The sequence below is a fragment of the Elusimicrobiota bacterium genome (assembly GCA_028718185.1).
Lineage (GTDB): Bacteria > Elusimicrobiota > UBA8919 > UBA8919 > UBA8919 > JAQUMH01.
The window spans coordinates 679,167-699,074 of record JAQUMH010000001.1; the positions used below are offsets into that span (position 1 = coordinate 679,167).

Below are 19,908 nucleotides of genomic sequence, written 5' to 3' on the forward strand. Positions count from 1 at the left end.
TCCGCATTACTCTTATCTGCGGTAATCTGCGTTCCCTATTTTATCACACCTATTCTCCCCGTTTTCTTGTCACCGTTTTCACCTTCTATTATATATATGTATAGTCCCGTCTCTACTTCATCGTTTTCTTCGTTCTTGCCATTCCATTCTGCTTTGCCGCTGGTTCCATCGTTGTTGGATGTGCCTGTATCTAATGTCCTAACTAATCTACCTGATACGTTATATATCTTTATTTTGGGATTCTTTGGCAAGTTAGTAAATTTCAATGTGTTCCTTACTGATTTTGAAAAGTTAACAGGATTAGGATATACTTTCAAATTATCTAGGTTGACTGATATTGCCTTGCCTATTGTATATATTGAAAAATGTTGGACTTGTGCTTCAACTACTTTATTTGCTTTATCCACTTTGTTTTGCCCGTCAGTAACTACTTTCCATTCTTCTTTATTCTCATCTAACCTTACTATCTTTAGGTCATCTACGGATATATCGGTACCATCTGCTATATTATCGTTATTATCGTCTTTATATGGTATTTTAATATTAACAAGCTCATCAAAATTATCTGTATAACAATCACCATCATCTTTATATGCTGCAAACTCACGCACTGCATTTGATATTACCTTGCCTGTAACTTTATCTGTCGCATTATGTATTTTATTTTTATGGATTATCGTTAAATCTGTTAATGTATTTATACATATAAAAATATTATTAACTATTGCATTAGGCGGAATTGTCGCTGTTGTGTTAGGGTCTTCACTGGCTACTATTGTGCCTCCTACAGTTGAATATATCAGTACTCCTACGTTTACATTTGCATCTGCAGTTAAATTGTTTACTGTAGCTCGTATTGTGTTTACTTCCGGCTTAATGGCAGTATCTCGTTTAAATGTTACCTTTGCCTGACCATTAGTATCAGTTAGAACTGAAGATGCACTTATACTTCCACTACCTTTGACTACGCTAAAACCTACATACACATTATTAAGCGCATTACCGTAAACATCAATTAATGTTGCAGTTATTTCTGAACTCTGTCCGGTTATAATTGTACCAGGGTTAGCAGATATACTCAGTTTTGAAGTATTATCTGCAAAACCTATTACAGTTATACTTGAAGATTTACCTGTAATACTGTTTATATCCGTTACTCTTATTTTAATGTTTTCCGCTTTAGTATATGTCTGGTTAGATATTGTTACCGTTCCGTTGACCAGATTGGCAATGCTTACCCCTAATATGCCGCCTCCTGCACGAGTTTCGTTGCTTGTTAATACCGTCTGAATATTTACAGTACCGGAATAACTTGTTATTGTATCATTACTGGAACTTTTTGCTGCTATTGTTATTGAAAAATCATTGCCTGCGGGGACACTTGTTGGAGCTGTTACTTCAAAATGATTATATGTTATAGCTTTAATAAAACAACTTGTTGTATTTGACATTAATGACGGGTTACCGGATGTGTCTGCTGATTCTATTGCAAAGTAATATGTTGCTCCCTCTGATAGGTTGCCTAATGTTTTACTTTCAATTGTCCCATAAGCGGATGGTATCCATGTTTGTGTATATGTTGTTGCATTATTAAAATCTGCTTGACTGGATATTGGTGTAATAGCGTACTTTAATATGTATGATGCTACTCCTACTTCGTCGCTTGGGGCACTCCATGTTATTTCTGCTGTCCCTAATGTTGAACCTGTAGCAGCAGTTAAGTTTGTTATCTGGGTAGGTGGAGTAATATCAACTATATCAGGAGCATCTATTGAAGTTGTTGGAGTTCCCGTTGCAGAAGAATTCCATACATCATATGCAGAAAAATAATATGTGTAATCTGTTCCAAGTGCCAAAGTCATTGAAGAAGAGTATATCTTACCATCAGTATATGTCGTATCTGCAGTGTCAACTGCTGTCATCGTAAATGGACTGCCGGTTATATTTGTCCCGCTCTTTTTAATATATAACTTCGGATAACCACTTGCTGGTGCATCATTGTCCTCATGTATATATTTCACCCGGTAAATATACGTATTTGTTGATGCACCAATTTCAGGGTCAAGCCCATCTGTGATATAATTTATATCTTCTGTCCAAGAAAGTGTTGGACCTTTTTTAGCTATTGCATCAGGGGCATCTATAGGGGTTACCGGGGTTCCGATTGCAGAAGAATTCCACACATCGTACGTCTCAAAATAATAGGTATACTCGGACCCGGCAGAAAGTCCAGTTTTTGAATATGTATAAATTGCCCCTGTATTGTAATTTCCTGAAACATAAGTCATTGTAAACGGACTGCCGCTGATTTCCACCCCGCCATTTTTTATATGAACTCTGGGAGAAGTAGTTGATGGTGCATCGTTATCAGCATCTGAATACATTACTCTATATACAAATTGAGATGTCGTTGAACCAGCTAATGGATAAACCCCTGACGCAGTATAATTCGGTTCATTTGTCCATGTTAAAACAGGTGCATGATTATTAGGCTCAGGCCACACACAATTTACTACCACACCATTTGAAGGAATTGCATTTGACATAACAGACAGTAGCCAAAAACCGCTGGCTAAATTGTTTGGTGTCTTGAAAGACATTTCGGTGTCCGCATTCTGCCACTGGATAGAGGTCATCGGATAGACAGAAGTTGTAACATCTATAAGCCAGCCTCCTTCTGATATACTGCCATTACTACCAGTATTCATCTTTTGCAGATAGACCCTTGGATAGTTTGTCGGTGAGTTTATAGAGGCATAATTACCACCCGAACCCTCAGAATAGCCCCTAAACCTTTGTCCTGTGAGTGTGAAAACTGTGTCTTTTGATACATTGACAGGAAAATTTCCCGAACCGTTAACTGTTGCTATTGACGGCTGCATAGTTGATGCAGCTACTGAATAGTCGTATTCTGTGTATCTTACTAATTCCGCTGTAGAAAGGGTTTCTGAAATACCCCACCCACCTATAATAAGGACTTTGCCATTGGGTAATAATGTCGCTGTATGGTAACACCTTGAGCTTAACATAGAGTTGGTAGTGGAAAATATGCCTGCTGATGGATCATATAACTCTGCTGTGGAGAGGGCAGGTGCTGAATCATTATACCCACCTGTTATAAGAACTTTGCTATTGGGTAACAATGTCGCCATATGTGCAAACCTTGAAGTTGTCATAGAGCCAGTAGTAGAAAATGTACCTACTGATGGGTCATATAACTCTGCTGTGGAAAGTAATCCTGATGAAGGAGTAGAAGAAGTCCCACCTGTAATAAGAACTTTACCATTGGGTAACAATGTTGCTGTGGCGAATTCTCTTACGATTGTCATAGAACCGGTTGTCGAAAATGTACCTGCTGACGGATCATATAACTCTGCTGTGGAAAGTAATCCTGAAGCTGTACCATTAGAAGTCCCACCTGTTATAAGGACTTTGCCGTTAGGTAATAATGTCACTGTATGCCACTGCCTTGCAGTTGACATAGAGCTAGTAGCAGAAAATGTTCCCTCTCCAGCAGGATCATATATTTCCGCTGTGGAGAGAACTACTGAAGCAACATTCCCACCTATTATAAGGACTTTGCCATTAGGTAATAATGTCGCTGTATGACTATATCTTTTAGTTGTCATAGAGCCAGTAGTAGAAAATGTGCCTGATGACGGGTCATATAATTCTGCTGTGGAGAGATATCCTGAAATATTATTCCAACCACCTGTTATAAGAACTTTGCCATTGGGTAACAATGTCGCCGTAGGTAACTCTCTTTTAGATGACATGGAACCGGTAGTTGAAAATGTTCCCGCCCCAGCGGGATCATATAACTCCGCTGTGGAAATACCACCACCCCATCCACCAGTTGTAAGAACTTTGCCGTTAGGTAACAATGTTGCCGTATGCAGTTGCCTTGCAGTTGACATAGAGCCGGTTGCAGAAAATGCACCTGCTGACGGGTCATATAATTCTGCTGTGGAGAGAAATTCTGAAATATTATTCCAACCACCTGTTATAAAGACTTTCCCATTGGGTAACAATGTCACTGTAAAAGATCTTCTTCCTGTTAACATAGAGCCGGTAGTGGAAAATGTACCTGTTGACGGGTCATATAACTCCGCTGTGGAGAGTAATCCTGAATCTGTAGCATTAGAATTACCACCTGTTATAAGAACTTTGCCACTGGGTAACAATGTCGCACTATGAACATATCTTGTTGTTGACATAGAACCGGTTGTCGAAAATGTTCCTGCTGATGGGTCATATAATTCAGCTGTGGAAAAGTATGTTGTACCGTACCCACCTGCTATAAGGACTTTGCCATTGGGCAACAACGTCGCCGTATGACCTTGTTTTGCAGTTGACATAGAACCGGTTGTAGAAAATGTCCCTGCTGATGGGTCATATAATTCAGCTGTTGATAGGTATGCTGAAACAGAATACCCGCCTGCTATAAGGACTTTAGCGTTAGGTAATAATGTTGCTGTGTGGTATGTTCTTGTAGTTGACATAGAACCAGTTGTGGAAAATGTGCCTGTTGCCGGATCATATAATTCTGCTGTGGAAAGAGCTATTACATCACTCCCACCTGTTATAAGAACTTTACCATTGGGCAATAATGTCGCGGTATGATATAGTCTTGCAGTTGACATAGAGCCGGTTGTGGAAAATGTACCTGCTGACGGGTCATATAACTCCGCTGTGGATAGGCTGATAGATGAACCATTATTCACACCTTCATACCCCCCTGTAATAAGAACTTTGCCATTGGGTAACAATGTCGCTGTGTGAAATCCCCTTCTAGTCGTCATAGAGCCAGTTGTGGAAAATGTGCCTGATGATGGATCATATAATTCTGCTGTAGAGAGAAGTGTTGGACCAATATTATACCCGCCTGTTATAAGGACTTTGCCATTAGGCAATAATGTCGCTGCGTGCTGACCTCTTACAGTTGACATAGAGTTAGTTGTTCTCCATGTCGGGTCTATAAGTACCGGATATTTTAAATTCTCATTATTAAATGAAAGTTTTACAAAATGCCTATCATTTTGCTGTAGTTGCAGAGCTTGCTCTGCTTGTTTTGTAGTCAAAGCAAGCTTTGACACTACATTGTCATTGCAGACTTCCCACTTGCCTTCAACTTTTTTACCTGTAGCATCAAAGATAACAGGTTTTGATAGTGTTAGTCCGGAAACATTTATTTCTCCTGATTCATTTATGGAAACATTTTTTGCATTATATTCATATTCAAATTCCAATGGTGCGGTTTTATCTCTTAGTAAAATCATTTCCTGGCACTGGTTATTTTCGAAAACATACAGAATATCAGTTGATTGATAGGCATTTTTGTAGACAAGAACGCCTGACTCAGTTTCAGCTTTACTATCTCCACTAATATGTTTTACAGAAATTTCTTCTCTATTATATTTAACAGTGTAGCCATCTTTTATGTTTTCTGAAAAAATGAATTGTGGATTAGCAGAGCTTTGCCCTGCGGCTACATTACCTACTTCCCGCTTCTTCATCGCCTCCAATGCTTGGACTTCGGCTGGCTTTAGTGAGTCCTTTGATTGCGATGAACCGAGATAAGCCTTCTTTATCTTAATGCCGTCTTTTGTTTTTTCAAATTCAACTCCGACAGAATTTATTATTGAGTCCTGCACTACAGAGTCGTGGAATTTCTCCTGGACAAATCTTGTGACTTGGTTGTTGTTTTTATTTGTAGTCGCAACCCCTTGGGTTGCTTCTTTTCTATCAGCACGCCAAGGGTCTACGACGACTACGTTATTCGATTCTGCTTTCTTTTTTGCTTCAACAAACAAAAATAGATTGCGTTTTGTTTTTTCCATTTGGGGATTTTCAGTAAGTATCTCTTTACATAAATTTATCGCTTTATCTAAATCTCCATAATATGCATACGCAGTTGCAAGATTTGTTTTTGCTTCTAATTTAGCAGAGCTTCGCTCTGCGGCTACACTTACCGCTTTTTCAAGTGTCTTTACTGCTTCTTCGTAATTGCCTTTATTAAAATATGCAAGACCTAAATTATTAAGTCCATCAAAGAAATCTACACGTTTTTGAACCGTCTGACGATATTTTGAGATTGTCTCATCAATATTACCTGTTTTTGCTGCAATTCTGCCAAGGTCGTTTGTCGCTTCATCATATTGCGGGTCTATTTTAAGACATAATTCAAACTCTTTTGACGCTTCTTCAAACATACCCTTTGATGCATATGCACGCCCCATTCCATAATGAAGCGTCTCTGACTGAGGGCAGGTCTTTAAGTTAGCAGTTACAAATGACCAGTGGTCGTGCCAGTCACTGGTACGATTGATGGAAATGTATGCATAAAGCGAAAATAAAATTAATATAGGTAACACAAGAATCGCACTTTTGACATGTCGAACACAAGCAGACCAAGGGTCTGCAACTACATTAGCAAGTCCGCAACCTAATATTAGGCCAAAACCTGCTACGGCTAAATACAAAAATCGTTCGTTGATGATTGTTCTTATCGGGATTATGTTGGAGACAGGAGCTAACGACAGGAAAAATAAAAATATTCCAAAACTAAGTATCGGTTGGGTCTTTTTTAACCGCCAAGCTAAATATATTATACCACATAATACAAAACCACAAATCAGAACTTCAATGTCAGCTGCATATTTTACAGAAAACAGATATTCGGCACTTAATGGATACGGGGCAAACATTAACTTAATATAATATGCAAAACCTTTAACCATCGTAAGCATTTGTGGGATAAATCCGCCCGCCCAGTAGGTTGTCTGTGCTGTCTGCCCGATTACTGTTGAACGAATCAGGACAAAGAAGAATAGTATGGCAAAATATGGGAAAGAACGATAAAAGGCACTAAAGAGTTTTTGTTTGTTCAATATATATTCATATGCAAGAATTACCAATGGTAATGAGATTGCCATCTCTTTGGAAAGCAGCGACAATATAAAACAGGAAGTGGGAAGTAGGAAGCCCTCCACTAAATCTTTGGCGGGCAAGTAGGAAGTTGAAAATTGTTTATTATTTGTGTTTTGCGTATGTTCCGCGTGTTTTATATAGAAAATCAAACTTAGCAAATAGAAAAACAAAAACAGTATGTTTGAACGCTGGCTGACCCAGGCTACTGTTTCTGCCTGGACAGGATGGATTAGAAAAACTATTGCTGTAATAAATGCAGGGAGTTCTTTTCTAGTTATTAAAAATATTAGCCAGAATAGCAGAAGTCCATTGATTAAGTGAATTATTAGATTTGCCAGGTGAAATGACTTCGGATTAAGTCCGGAAAGCTTATAGTTTAATGCATAACTGAATGTTGTTAGCGGTCGCCAGATGTCGCGGTTCATTTGCGGGTTATTGGAAGATGTTCCCGGTGAGAAAAACTTTGCAACCGGAGTTAATGTACGGATATTCTCGTTTAATACGATAAATGTGTCATCATCATAAAGAAACTGGTTATTAGCGACATTCTTCCAAACTAAAAATCCACTAATAATCAATAATATACTAAAAAATATGTTTTTTTTCATATTCACTTTTCCCTATATCTATATTATTATATATAACGGACTTTTTACTTTATGTCAATGGCTTTTTGAAACTTTTTTACCTTCCGAAATATATCCCCCATTTAGTTAGACGAACAACTTTCAAAAACTCTGCATTGAAAATTATTTTTTTTCATATTATTAATCCTTACTGATTACTACAATATGGTACGGTTGAGTAAGTTGCTGGGTGACGGTGGTGTTTGGTGATGGGACTGTTTCTACTGTTTCTATGTAGATATTGCTGTCTGTTTCTTCTATTTCTGATATTTGTATTCCGTAACCGCCGGTTTTTTGCTCGCCCATAAAAACTGCTATAACAATTTCTTTGTTGAAATCTATTTCGGGAATAGAACCTGTTTTGCCTGTGTGTGTTTCCCACAGGGCCTGCCATTCTTTCTGTGTTTTTATAACTAAGGATTTTTTTGTCTTTATACCGCTGTTTGTATCCTGCCATTGTTTAAGGATTCTTTTTGTTTTATATTTTGGTCCCGCACCCCTGAGTATAACCTGACTGTCTTTCCCAACATCAGCTTTGGCGAATTCTATTGTTCTTATTATTTCTTTTCGTTGTCCCTTAATGGTGGTTTTTTTGTTGATTTCTTTTATTTTAGATGCTACTTTGATTTGTGGTTGTGGACTACTTGCTTTTTCTACATTGGTCACGGTTGGCGCATTAGCAACTAACACTGTTTTATCTTTTTTGAATGTAAAACATACTATACCAACCAACAATATAATCACGGTCGCTGAAATTGGTATGAATATATTATGTTTTATTCCAAGAAATGGATGTTTATTTGATTCGAGTACGGTTTGAGCAGCGTCAAGTTTAAGTCCGAATTTCTGGTAATAATCTGCAGGAAGTTCTTTTTCGTTTACTGTTTTAAGTAAATTGATGGTAGTTTTAAATTCTTCTAAAAACTGTGAGCAATCTTTACAATGCTGGATATGGACATGGACTTCTTCTTTTAGTTTGGGGTCTAGTTTATCTTCCAGATAAAGTGATAATAAATCCTGTATTTTTTCGCAATTCATAATTTTACCTCTGGCATGAAAATATGTAATGTGCGATGTGTGAAGTGTAATGAATAACTAAAAACACATTATATTTTTTCATATCTATTAATCTATTTTTTAACATTAACTGACTTTGGGCGGGCAAGCCCGCCCCTACGCGTAAGTAACAAACATTTTGTACATCAACTCATAGCACCGCAAGGCGGTGCGACTACAAATATGGCTTAATCCATTCATAGAGAGGGGATGTTTATTGTTTTGGCTCTATGTATGGTTTGAGATGTTTGTTCATCTCTTTTATTCCTCTTGTTAATCTGGCGCTTATTGTGCCTATGGGACAATTGCATATTTTCGCAATTTCTTCCAGCGATTTGCCCTCAATATACTTAAGGACAATTGCGATTTTTTGGTCCGGAGTTAAAACATCCAGTGATTTTTTTATAATTTTTTCTAATTCTTTGTTTTCCATATTTTGCTCGGCAATTAAACCGGAATCTGCAAACTCTCTTTGGAATTCCCCGCCATCTAATTTTATTGTTTCATCAATAGAAGTAAAATTAAGTACCTTTCGCTTCCTTGAAATATCAATCCATAAATTAACTGCAATCTGATGTAACCATGTTGAAAAACTTGATTTCTGTTGAAAATCCTTTATTGACTGCAGTGCTTTAAGAAGTACATTCTGCGAAAGGTCTTCCGCATCCGTAGTGTTCCCGGAAAGCCGGTAACACAGGTTGTATACTTCTTTGGCGTATTTTCTAACTAATATATCAAAAGATTCTTTGTTGCCTTGTTTAGCAGAAAGAATTATTTTGTCTTCACTGTAATCCATTCCCTACTCCATTAGACGAACAACTATTAAAAACTCTGCATGGAAAAATAATATTATGGCTTGCCAAGGGCGAACAACTACAACAACGTTATAGTGATTCTATTTATCTTGCCAAGAACAAGATACTACATAACTTCAAATAAACTTCAATATCTCATTGAAGCGTTCAAATACTTTATTTAATTCAAAATTTGTGTTGACTCTGACCACGGGGAGTAAATCTGTTTCTACCTGATTGTGAAGCATTTTTACTTCTTCTTCGTTTAAACCAAAATCTATTTTATAATCCCTTTTATATTTTTCATGCTCTAACTTTTTCCTAAATAAACCGATAAAATGCTTATCAGAAAAATTAAAATCAGATTGTGAAATTTGCCATAAATCATAGTAATCTCGTATTGCAACTTTTTCCCGTGTTATTGCGGCTCTTAATTTTTCCGCTACTGTTTCTTTTAAAGATAATGACATTATTCTATTTCTTGGCATTATATCTTTCCCGGTAAATGGATCCTGAAAGAAATGTTTAATTTCATTGTGAACCGGTTTATCAATCGGCAATTGTCTTAATGATATTTCTATTTTTATTCTTTCTTCTTTTCCGGTAATTATTGAATCATACAAAATAACGAATAAATACTGGGTTGAATTATTAAATCCTTTTCCCCTCGGATTCTCACTTCGTAATTTTATATCAGCTACGAATGTTGCCATTTTTTCTCTGATTGGGGCAATGGCTTTGGATCTTTGAGAACGAGTAGTCAGAAGACTATCAGAATAATAGCAAAAATCGAGATCTTCACTTAAACGATTATAATTAAGATATATCTTGTTAAGTAGTGTTCCGCCTTTAAATACCAGATTCTTAGTTAAACGTGATTCTATAGAATTTAAGATAACTGTAAGATAATAATCTTTTTCTATAATAGCTGTACGAAAATTATATTTCTTTGCAATTACAGGAATTAAATTTTGCAATGTTAGTTTATCCATTTATTATAATTCGCCAATTTTTATCTATTTTTCCCCGGCGATTAGAGTTGTCAGGATTTAGTTTAACAAAAGTCATATCGTTATCTATAGACCTTTTTAATTTTTGCAATAACTCTTTATTAAAATTTATTTTTTCTAAAAGGTAACCCGCTCTTTTTTTTACTGACGCAACAGGAAACGCAATTAAATATTTAATAAATTTCTGCCGGTCTATTTTACTGATATTGGATTCTAATACTTCTTTAATGCTGCCGAATGAAGATATAGGATAATATAAAAAATCAACCAGTGTTCTTTCCCTATCACTAACACTAACATATTCATTATCTATTTTTATTTTTTTAATACCGTAATATTTTTTATTCTCTATTTTTACCGCTTTATACCTAATACTTCCTATCGTCTTTAAAAAAGATCTTTTTGTATTCAAAACAAATATTGTATTAGGCACCTGTTCGGTAAAACCCCAATAATTATACATTGTAAAATAGCCGATATAATAAGGTATATCACCCATCCACAACTTTGCTGTTATAAACTCATTTGGCGACCATAACTGATTAGGTGCATCAAGAGGAACAATAATATACTTTCCCCTTTCAATCTGTAGAAGCCGCCCTTTTTTAGTGAGTCTATATAAAACATTCACCGCTTTTCTCTTATCGCCAAATAAAGCTCGCACATATTCTTTAGTAATAAGTTTTTGCTTCTCGTAACCGGCACGAGAAATCAGATATACTTCATCTTTAGATAATCCCCTGTAATTATTGTTTTTTTTATTCATTGTATTGCGTTTTACCAATTCTCATATTATGAGAATACCACTAACTGAATATATTATATAAAATAAAGGTATTTTGTCAAGGGGGTTTTGCTAAAATAATTTTTTATTTTTTGGGATAGGCGAAGATGTCCTGTGAAAGAGTAAAAAAATTAACACTAATAGGGTTTTTTATAGGTATGGCACGCCCCACCACTTAAGCTTTGGCGGGCGAGCAAGAACATGCGACTACAATTATGACACCAAAAGATTATGGTTTACTTTTTTTCTATGATTGGTAGGCTGGCGGCTACTACTGCTTGGCCTAGACGTTTGCTTTTTTCGTCTGGAGTACGCAACTTGATTGAAGATGCTAAATCAGGAAATTCTTCTTTTAAAATATCCTCTGCTATTGATATTACTAAATCACCACCGGTTCCGGTCATAACACGTCCTAAAACTAACAAGTTTTTCATGTCATAAAAATCTGCGTAATGGGCTATGGTATAACCCAGGTAAGTACCGATAGTTTCATATATTTTTTTAGCTTTCTGGTCACCTGCAGCCATTAGTTTTTGGACTCCAACAAGCTTTTCAGGTAAAGGCATTCCTTTCGGGAAATCAATTCCGGCAACCGGTGCCAATCTACCTACTGCCTGCTGGGAGAAATACTGTGAACCGCAGCCTATATCACCGGACCACTCGTCAATAGGCGCGTTATCACGGTAATCAACAGGGACAAACGCCAATTCGTTCAGCCAGTTTGTGATAGTGCCTTTAGATGTGACATAACCTGCCGCCTGACTGGTGCCCATTGCTATCCCTAAAAGGGTGTTTGTATTCATTGATATCGCACCGGCAAGGGCTGTAACTTCACCGTCATTTACAACAACAAAGGGAACATTGTTCCACTCTTTTTTCATGTCAAGAAACATGTTAACTATATGTTTTTTAAAATCCGCTTCCGGAACTGCGCGAAAAAGAGATGCGACCCGAACCTGGTTATTTACATATGCACCAGCAGCGCTGCCGCCTATCGCATCAACACGCGGCATTTTTGCAGCTGCACGCTTTAAAGAATCGGCTACACCCGATATATGATATTGCGGGTCTTTCTGGACATAAGGGTCCCACACAACTTCATCCGTAAAGACAACTTTACCATCAATAACAGCCGCACATTTCCGGTCAGAACCACCGAGGTCAAAACCAATCCTGCATCCGTCAAAATGACCGCCAAGAGGAATGTCTATTTCACGGGAAGAAGGAGCTTTTTCAAACGGACAATTTATTACTTCAATCGGTTTGCCATAATTTTTTACGCCTATAATGTCATCGTCAAATTTTCGTTCGCCTTTCGGAGAATAGGTTTTTCTGATAAAATCCGCAATCTCTTTATTCCCTGCTATTGTTATTTTATACCCGCCTTTCATCCACAATAAAAACTTTACGATACGCTCAACATATTTTATATTTAGGTCAACCCATTCTTTCTTGTGAGGAAAGATTTCAGTCGTATAGATGGATACTGTACCATCGCTTCTTTCCAGTGCAATAGTCATCTTTTCGCCCGAACCGGAACTTTTAACAGCTTCCCTATAAGCCCTGTTCCAAAAAATTGCAGGGACAAAATTGGGATCCAAGACGGGTTTCCTTTTGTTACTCACCTTAATTTTCAAAGCCATGATTGGCCTCCTATATGTAAAACATAAAGTTATAGAGTTATTGGGTTTTAGGGTTATAGGGTTTTAACTCTATGAACTCTATAACTCCATAAACCCTATAACTCTGCCTTCTAATATTCATGCAATTCGCCGTTTACGAAGACTGCTTTCGGGCAGAATTTATCATCTAAAATCGCTATGTCTGCAAAATATCCTTGTTTAATTTCACCGACTTTTTCGATTCCTAAACTTTTTGCCTGGTTATAGCTGGTGGTTTTAATCAGTTGACTTAACGGCAAACCGGTTATTTCATAAACATTTTTCAGGGTGTCATAATATTTTATAGTGCTTCCGGCTAATGCGCCGTTAGATACCAGGCGAGCTTCACCGTTTTCAACTTTAACATCCAGTCCGCCTATTTGAAAATTGCCGTCTTTAAGCCAGGCAGCTGCCGAAGCGTCTGTGATAAGAACTATTTTTTCAACGTTCCTGACTTTAAATATAAGTTGTATCATTTCAACGCATAAATGAACTTTGTCGCAAATAACTTCTGTAAGAATATCGTTATCTAAAAGTCCTGCCCCAACAAGTCCTATTTCTCTGTGATGCAGTTTTGTCATCTGGTTACAGAAATGGGTCAAATGCTTAAGTCCCGCTTTTTTTGCCTCATAAAATTCTTCATATGTCGCAGCACTGTGCCCGCAAGATGAAGCAATACCCATGGCACTTAAATCTTTTATAAATTTTAGCCCGCCTTCTACTTCGGTTGCAAATGTTACTTTCAAAACTTTTACTATTTTATTAAGTCTTTTAACTTCTTCAATATCGGGTTTCCGTACAAATTTGGGGTTCATTGCACCCAAACAAGTAGGATTTATGTACGGTCCTTCAAGATGCATACCTGCAACTTTAGAATATGTTGTTTTCTTCTGATAATCTGCAATAGCTTGTAAGCATTTTGTAATACCTTCTTCCGGGGCGGTTAATGTCGCGGGCACCATTGTTGTCACACCTTCGTTTAATTTCCATTTGGCTATTGTTTCAGCAGCTTCTAATGTACCATCTATAAAATCAAAACCGCTATTACCATGAAAATGTATATCTATAAAACCAGGAACAGCCATTTTCCCGTTTGCATCATAAACTTTATCTGATTTGGGTAGTTGTTCTCCGGCAGAATAAATTTTCTCTATATATTTCCCTTTTATGGCTATGGATGCTTTGGATATTTCCAAATCCGGCGAAATTAACCTGCAATTAGTAATTAGCTTGTCCATTGTTTTTTCTCCTTTTTAAAAAAATGTGTTATGTGTTAAGTGTAATGTGTGATGTATGATGGTTTTTTAACTATCTTCTTATTGTCCCCCCTCATCTTTCATCTTCTCCCCTATGGGAAGAAGAAAGAGACAATTTTTTACTGCGGATTGCCAAGGGCAATCCACTACATAAACTACTTTTTGGGTGAGCAGGCTCACCCCTACGCGGTCATTTTCTCACCACAGAAGAGAATATAATAAATTTTATTATTTTTTTTCTAAAAATCAAGTCAATTGTATTCCTTTTTATTTTTTGAAAATAGTACAATTTCTTTCTGGGCTCCTTTTTTGTTTGTATCTTTTTCTACGAAAACAGGCTCGTTGGTAAAAGGGTCTTGTTCGGTGTAATACATCAGTGTTGAATAGGTTGAAGGTGTAGGGGTAAATATCTGCATTTGTTCCGGGATTAGCTTTAACTCTCTTGATGCGAATTCTTTTAATTTTTTCATTTCCTCAATACCGCATCCCGGGTGAGCTGCAATAAAATAATATGTTAAAAATTGTTTTTTCCCACATTCTTTATTAAGACTATCAAACAACTTCTTAAAATCACTTAAATAGTGCTTGCCGGGTTTGCCCATCTTTTTTAATACAACATCTTCGGTATGCTCGGGCGCTATTTTTAACTGTCCTGAAACATGATTTAAAACCAGTTCTTTTAAATACGCAGTACCATATTGTTTATCTTCTAATATAAGGTCATACCTGATACCTGATGCTACAAAAACTTTTTTTATACCGGGGATTGTCCTTAATTTTGCCAAAAGGTCTATTTGTTTTTTATGGCTTAATCCCAGATTTTTACATATTCTAGGATAAACACATCTTTTATTTGAACAATGTCCCTGTGTAAATTTTTTACTGCACTCTATCCCATACATATTGGCAGTCTGTCCGCCTACATCCAGAACATATCCTTTGAAACCCGTCAATTTAGTAATCTTTTTCGCTTCATCTAAAATAGATTTTTCGGTCCTTGATATAACAGTGGTTCCCTGGTGAACAGCAAGCGAACAGAAATTACATTCTCCGTAGCAACCCCTGTGGGTAGTAATTGAGAATCTTATAGTTTCTAATGCCCGGACCTCCCCGCTCTTCTTATAGTACGGGTGGATATCCCGCTCATAATCCAAATCATATATTCCGGATAATTCCTGCTCTGTTAAATTATACTGAGGCGGGTTATGAATAAGATATCTTGTGTCCTGTTTCTGGCATAAGCCTTTCGCTGTTAAAGAATCAATATTAGCATAGAAAGTATTGAACATTTCAGTAAATTTTTGCATACCATCCGGCGAACTCACTTTAACTTCTTCGTATGAAGGAAGCAAATGATACCCGTCTTTTTGAGTCTTGGAAATATAACAAATTCCCAGGACATCCTCCGATGATTCATTATTTTTCAGTTTTTTTGCAAGTTCTAAAACAGATTTTTCGCCCATTCCGTAAACCAAAAAATCTGCTTTAGCGTCAAATAAAATAGACCTTCGAACTTGATTGTCCCAGTAATCGTAATGCGGTATTCTTCTTAAACTAGCTTCTATACCGCCAAGTACAATAGGTTTTGTGTTTTTGAAATGTCTCCTAATTAAATTTGAATAAGCTATAACCGCCCTGTCAGGTCTTTTGTTGTTTTCACCGCCGGGTGTAAAATCATCCTGTTTTCTTCTCTTTTTGGTTGCTGTATAATTTGCAACCATAGAATCAACACAACCTGAAGTAATACCCCAGAAAAGTGACGGCTCACCTAATCTTTTAATATCGGAATCAGTGCTAATGTCCGGCTGAGCGATAATACCGACTTTATAACCGGCGTTGAGAAAGACTTTACCTATAACTGCGGAACCGGTATGAGGACTATCAATATAGGTATCGCCTGTAATAAGAATCACATCCAGATTTTCCCATCCGAGTTTGGTAACTTCTTCTTTGGTTGTAGGTATAAACATAAATTTGATAATAGTCCGCCACTAAATCTTTGGTGGATTAAAGACTTATGGTCTCCCATACTCCCTGCTTGCCGGTAGGCAGGGTTCATCTTCTAACCTGTGGGGATTTTACTGCGGATTGCCAAGGGCAATCCACTACATTAATTTCTTTTTGGGTGAGCAAGCTCACCCCTACGCGATCATCCTCTATCCGTTGGAGAGAAGAAAAAATTTAAGGGTATGCGGATAACTGTGATTTGCTATTAAGGAATGATTATTACTTTCATGGATTCTTTGGCTTCGGCGACTGTTTTAAAACCAAGACCGGTTTCATCTAAGCTGAATCTATGGGTAATCATATCTTTCACTTTGATTTTACCTGATTTCATTAGATCAAGTGAGGCGGAGAGGTCATCCGGTGCTGCTCCGTATGAAGTCAATGTCGTCATTTCATTCCGCCAAAAATCGTTTATCGGTATCGGCAAATCAATCCCGGGTTCTGGAACTGCAAAAAACAATATTTTTCCACCACGGTCGGCTAATTTTAATGCTTGTTTTGATGCAGAAAGTGCACCTGTGCAAACTATGACTGCATCTGCTAAACGGTTATCGTTTAATTTAAGAATTTCTTCGGAAATATTTTTTGAAGCGTTTATAGCATAATCTGCGCCGAACTTTTTCGCCATGCTGATACGGTATTCATTTAAATCGGCTGCAATTACTTTCCCTGCACCGTAGATTTTAGAAAGCTGGATATGGAGTATACCCGACATCCCGCAACCGAGAACCAGCACGCAGTTACCCGGTTTAATACCAAGCAGTCTTTGTCCCCGTACAGCACAGCCTATCGGTTCGATAAAAGTTCCTTCCTCAAAACTCATACTATCGGGAAGGATATAAGTACCTTTATCTATATTTATCTTCGGAATTCGTATATACTCGGCGAAACCGCCCGGGTAAAAATTTGTCTTGTGCAGTGTTTCACAAGCTGTATGATGACCATTCAAACAATAGTGGCATTCATTACAGGGAACGTGATGGGACACAAAAATTCTGTCACCAACTTTATATTTTTTTACTTTTTTCCCTACAGAGGACACAACACCTGCTGCTTCATGGCCTAACACAATAGGCGCTTTTTTAATCCTGTACCATTCCATGACATCGCTGCCGCAAATACCGCTTGCCATTACCTTTAAAAGCAATTCGTCATCACCTATTGCAGGTACAGGTACTTCCTGTATTCTGATATCTTTATTATTATAATAAACCGCTACTTTCATAAGTTGATGCCGACCAAGATCGGCAACTACATCAATATTGTAGTGGCAGAGCTTGCTCTGCCTTCATCCTCCCAATTTCCATACAATAAATTATTTACTTCTTTTTTTAGATAAACTTTCGTATAAATCCAACGCTTCTTTAACTGACGCTTTTTTGTGAACAATTGAACGGACTGCCTGGATCATAGCTATAGGATTTTCCGATTGGAATATGTTTCTACCCATATCAACCCCTACGGCTCCTTTATCTATAGCGTTATAAGCAAGTTGTAACGCTTCTTTTTCGGGTAGTTTTTTCCCGCCGGCAATAACTACCGGGACAGGACATGTTTTAATCACTGTTTCAAAATCGTCACAATAATATGTCTTTACTATATTTGCACCGAGTTCCGCTGCTATACGGCAGCATAAACTGAGATATCTCGCATCCCTGACCATATCTTTACCGACAGCAGTAACCGCAAGGACCGGTATCCCGTATTCCTGCGCTTCGTTTATTAAATCTGTCAACCCCAATAATGTCTGTCTTTCATTAGGTGAACCTACAAAAATAGAAATCGCTACTCCGGAAACGTTCAAGCGTATTGCGTCTTTCATAGAAACCGTTGTCCCTTCATTTGACAGCTCACTTAATATACTTGTCCCGCCGGAAACCCTTAAAACAATCGGGACATCAGATTTCGGGTCAACTGCCGCCCTCAACATCCCTCTTGTGAGCATCAGAGTATCCGCATATGGAATAAGCGGCTTGACGGTTTTAGTAAGATCTTCCAGCCCGGTTGTCGGTCCTAAAAAATACCCGTGGTCAACTGCCAGCATAACTGTTTTCCCCGTGCCCGGTTTAATAATCTTTGATAAACGATTTTCCATTCCCCAATCCATTTTCTTACCCTCCTTATATCTATTAAGCCACCTAACAAACGCTGTCTCTTATTACATGATTTATATACCGTCCCAGTTCAGATAAACTTCTATCCTTAAAAATTATCTTAAAATATGCAAGAATATGTTTTGGTTTCTTCAAGCTGAATTTTACAACATCAAAAATAAACCTATAATCCAGCACCAGCGATTTATATATAGCCGGAAAATATTTTGAATAAAGCCGTTTCTGCAAGGCGAGCAATTCATCCGCTGTGAAATTTATTACCATTACAGGCCTGCTTGCCAGTACCCCGGCATGCAGCCATGTTCCTTCCCTTAACCAACCATTTTTTTTTGCCATTTCATACAATTCTGTGCCGGGATACGGGGTAATCGTGAAAAATTCCGTGTAATCACTTTTGATTTCATCAGCAAGTTGTTCGCTCAAAATAACATCTTCCATCTTTTCTTCCGGATTCCCAATCATAAAACTGGAAGCAGTACGCATACCAACATCCCTGCATATTTTAAACGCCCGCCTGATAGCATCAATTTTTATATCTTTGTGAAGAGCGTCTAATACTTTTTGAGAACCCGATTCAACCCCGAACTCCAGTTGAACACATCCGGCATCTTTCATTGTCTTTACCAACTCAGTGTCTATGGTATTTACCCTGGACTGGCATGCCCAAAGTATGCGTCTTGTACTCTTTTCTTTTATTAGCTTACAAAGCTCCATCATCCAGGGCTTGGTCATAGCAAGCGTGTCATCACAGAAATAAATCCCTTCCAAGCTATCATATTTTTCCATCAATTGATTCATTTCTTTTAAAACATTTTCAGGACTTCTTCTATGTACTCTTCTCCCGTACAATTGATAGCTCTGGCAAAAAATACATCTTCCCGGACAACCTCTCCCTGCAATAATTGTCCCGCAACGCAGCCACTTGCCCCTGATGATGCTGTCTCTCTGCAAATACCACTTCATATCAAACAAATGCCAAGCCGGAAACGGTAATTTATCTAAATCCGAAACCGCCGGGCGGGGTTCAGTAAAAAACTGCTTACCATCTTTTTTATAGCCGATTCCTTTAATTGTGTCGATTGCATCGATTGCATCAATATTCCGGGATGGATTATAACTATTCACTATCTCGAGCATTGTCTCTTCACCTTCGCCAATTACTACTATATCAATATTTTTATCAGACAATACCTGTCTTGGAAGAGCACTGATATGCGGACCCCCGATGACTACTAAATAGTTTTTATCAGCTCCCTTTACAACTTCAGTAAAATGTAAAGCCAGTGTTTCCTGCGCTGTTGTACAGGTTATACCGACAATATCCGGCTTGAAATCCGTCAACAATTCCTTTATTTTTTCGTCCTGTTCAGGGACTATCGGGTCGTATACTTTAACCTGATGGTGATTTTGCTCGAGAACAGCAGCAATATACGCCAACCCTAAAGGGATTGAGGGACGGGATTCTACACGGGGATTCATTAAAAATACTTTAGCCATGTTTTTCGTTAACAGCCGCTGATTACACAGATTATCCCAAAACTTCAACATGTGTTTAATCAGAGATCATTGGGGAATCCAATAATCTCATTTTACAAATATTTAAAAATATTTCAATTAAAAAAACAGATATACTTATTATAAACACTTTGAGAAGTATGGATTTCTCCTTG

10 protein-coding genes and 1 pseudogene are annotated in these 19,908 nt (G+C 37.6%); all 11 read right to left on the reverse strand.

What is annotated here, in order from left to right; all coding sequences use genetic code 11:
* Window positions 1-35: 35 nt before the first annotated feature.
* The gene (locus tag PHE88_03375; GenBank protein ID MDD5686858.1) at window positions 36-7,538 is read right to left on the reverse strand and encodes a kelch repeat-containing protein; all 7,503 of its coding nucleotides are present in this window, start codon (window positions 7,536-7,538) and stop codon (window positions 36-38) included.
* A 159-nt stretch (window positions 7,539-7,697) separates the two neighbouring features.
* On the reverse strand, window positions 7,698-8,594 hold the full coding sequence (locus PHE88_03380; GenBank protein MDD5686859.1) for a protease complex subunit PrcB family protein: 897 nt from the start codon (window positions 8,592-8,594) through the stop codon (window positions 7,698-7,700).
* A gap of 232 nt (window positions 8,595-8,826) precedes the next feature.
* Window positions 8,827-9,408, reverse strand: coding sequence for a sigma-70 family RNA polymerase sigma factor (locus PHE88_03385; GenBank protein MDD5686860.1), 582 nt, complete (start codon window positions 9,406-9,408; stop codon window positions 8,827-8,829).
* Window positions 9,409-9,543: 135 nt separating this feature from the next.
* Entirely contained in the window at window positions 9,544-10,398 is an 855-nt protein-coding gene (locus PHE88_03390; GenBank protein MDD5686861.1) for a nucleotidyl transferase AbiEii/AbiGii toxin family protein, read from the reverse strand.
* Window positions 10,391-11,182, reverse strand: a complete 792-nt coding sequence (locus tag PHE88_03395; protein MDD5686862.1) for a type IV toxin-antitoxin system AbiEi family antitoxin — start codon at window positions 11,180-11,182, stop codon at window positions 10,391-10,393. Before PHE88_03395 ends, PHE88_03390 begins: the two co-directional genes overlap by 8 nt.
* 254 nt (window positions 11,183-11,436) lie before the next feature.
* Window positions 11,437-12,843 (reverse strand): ROK family protein, encoded by a 1,407-nt coding sequence (locus PHE88_03400; protein MDD5686863.1) that lies wholly within the window; start codon window positions 12,841-12,843, stop codon window positions 11,437-11,439.
* A 110-nt stretch (window positions 12,844-12,953) separates the two neighbouring features.
* Entirely contained in the window at window positions 12,954-14,099 is a 1,146-nt protein-coding gene (gene nagA / locus PHE88_03405; GenBank protein MDD5686864.1) for an N-acetylglucosamine-6-phosphate deacetylase, read from the reverse strand.
* Between the two features lie 269 nt (window positions 14,100-14,368).
* On the reverse strand, window positions 14,369-16,087 hold the full coding sequence (locus PHE88_03410; GenBank protein MDD5686865.1) for a YgiQ family radical SAM protein: 1,719 nt from the start codon (window positions 16,085-16,087) through the stop codon (window positions 14,369-14,371).
* A 242-nt stretch (window positions 16,088-16,329) separates the two neighbouring features.
* Window positions 16,330-17,349 (reverse strand): zinc-dependent dehydrogenase, encoded by a 1,020-nt coding sequence (locus PHE88_03415; GenBank protein MDD5686866.1) that lies wholly within the window; start codon window positions 17,347-17,349, stop codon window positions 16,330-16,332.
* 90 nt (window positions 17,350-17,439) lie between these two features.
* Window positions 17,440-18,234: pseudogene (gene lsrF / locus PHE88_03420) on the reverse strand (3-hydroxy-5-phosphonooxypentane-2,4-dione thiolase).
* Window positions 18,235-18,262: 28 nt separating this feature from the next.
* Window positions 18,263-19,735 (reverse strand): radical SAM protein, encoded by a 1,473-nt coding sequence (locus PHE88_03425; protein MDD5686867.1) that lies wholly within the window; start codon window positions 19,733-19,735, stop codon window positions 18,263-18,265.
* Between the last annotated feature and the right edge of the window lie 173 nt (window positions 19,736-19,908).

Bases quoted from the DNA above. Each gene is read 5' to 3' on its own strand.
- PHE88_03375 (MDD5686858.1), bottom strand. From the start codon at position 7,538: ATGAAAAAAAACATATTTTTTAGTATATTATTGATTATTAGTGGATTT.
- PHE88_03425 (MDD5686867.1), bottom strand. From the start codon at position 19,735: ATGGCTAAAGTATTTTTAATGAATCCCCGTGTAGAATCCCGTCCCTCA.
- nagA (MDD5686864.1), bottom strand. From the start codon at position 14,099: ATGGACAAGCTAATTACTAATTGCAGGTTAATTTCGCCGGATTTGGAA.
- PHE88_03400 (MDD5686863.1), bottom strand. From the start codon at position 12,843: ATGGCTTTGAAAATTAAGGTGAGTAACAAAAGGAAACCCGTCTTGGAT.
- PHE88_03385 (MDD5686860.1), bottom strand. From the start codon at position 9,408: ATGGATTACAGTGAAGACAAAATAATTCTTTCTGCTAAACAAGGCAAC.
- PHE88_03415 (MDD5686866.1), bottom strand. From the start codon at position 17,349: ATGAAAGTAGCGGTTTATTATAATAATAAAGATATCAGAATACAGGAA.
- PHE88_03410 (MDD5686865.1), bottom strand. From the start codon at position 16,087: ATGTTTATACCTACAACCAAAGAAGAAGTTACCAAACTCGGATGGGAA.
- PHE88_03395 (MDD5686862.1), bottom strand. From the start codon at position 11,182: ATGAATAAAAAAAACAATAATTACAGGGGATTATCTAAAGATGAAGTA.
- PHE88_03380 (MDD5686859.1), bottom strand. From the start codon at position 8,594: ATGAATTGCGAAAAAATACAGGATTTATTATCACTTTATCTGGAAGAT.
- PHE88_03390 (MDD5686861.1), bottom strand. From the start codon at position 10,398: ATGGATAAACTAACATTGCAAAATTTAATTCCTGTAATTGCAAAGAAA.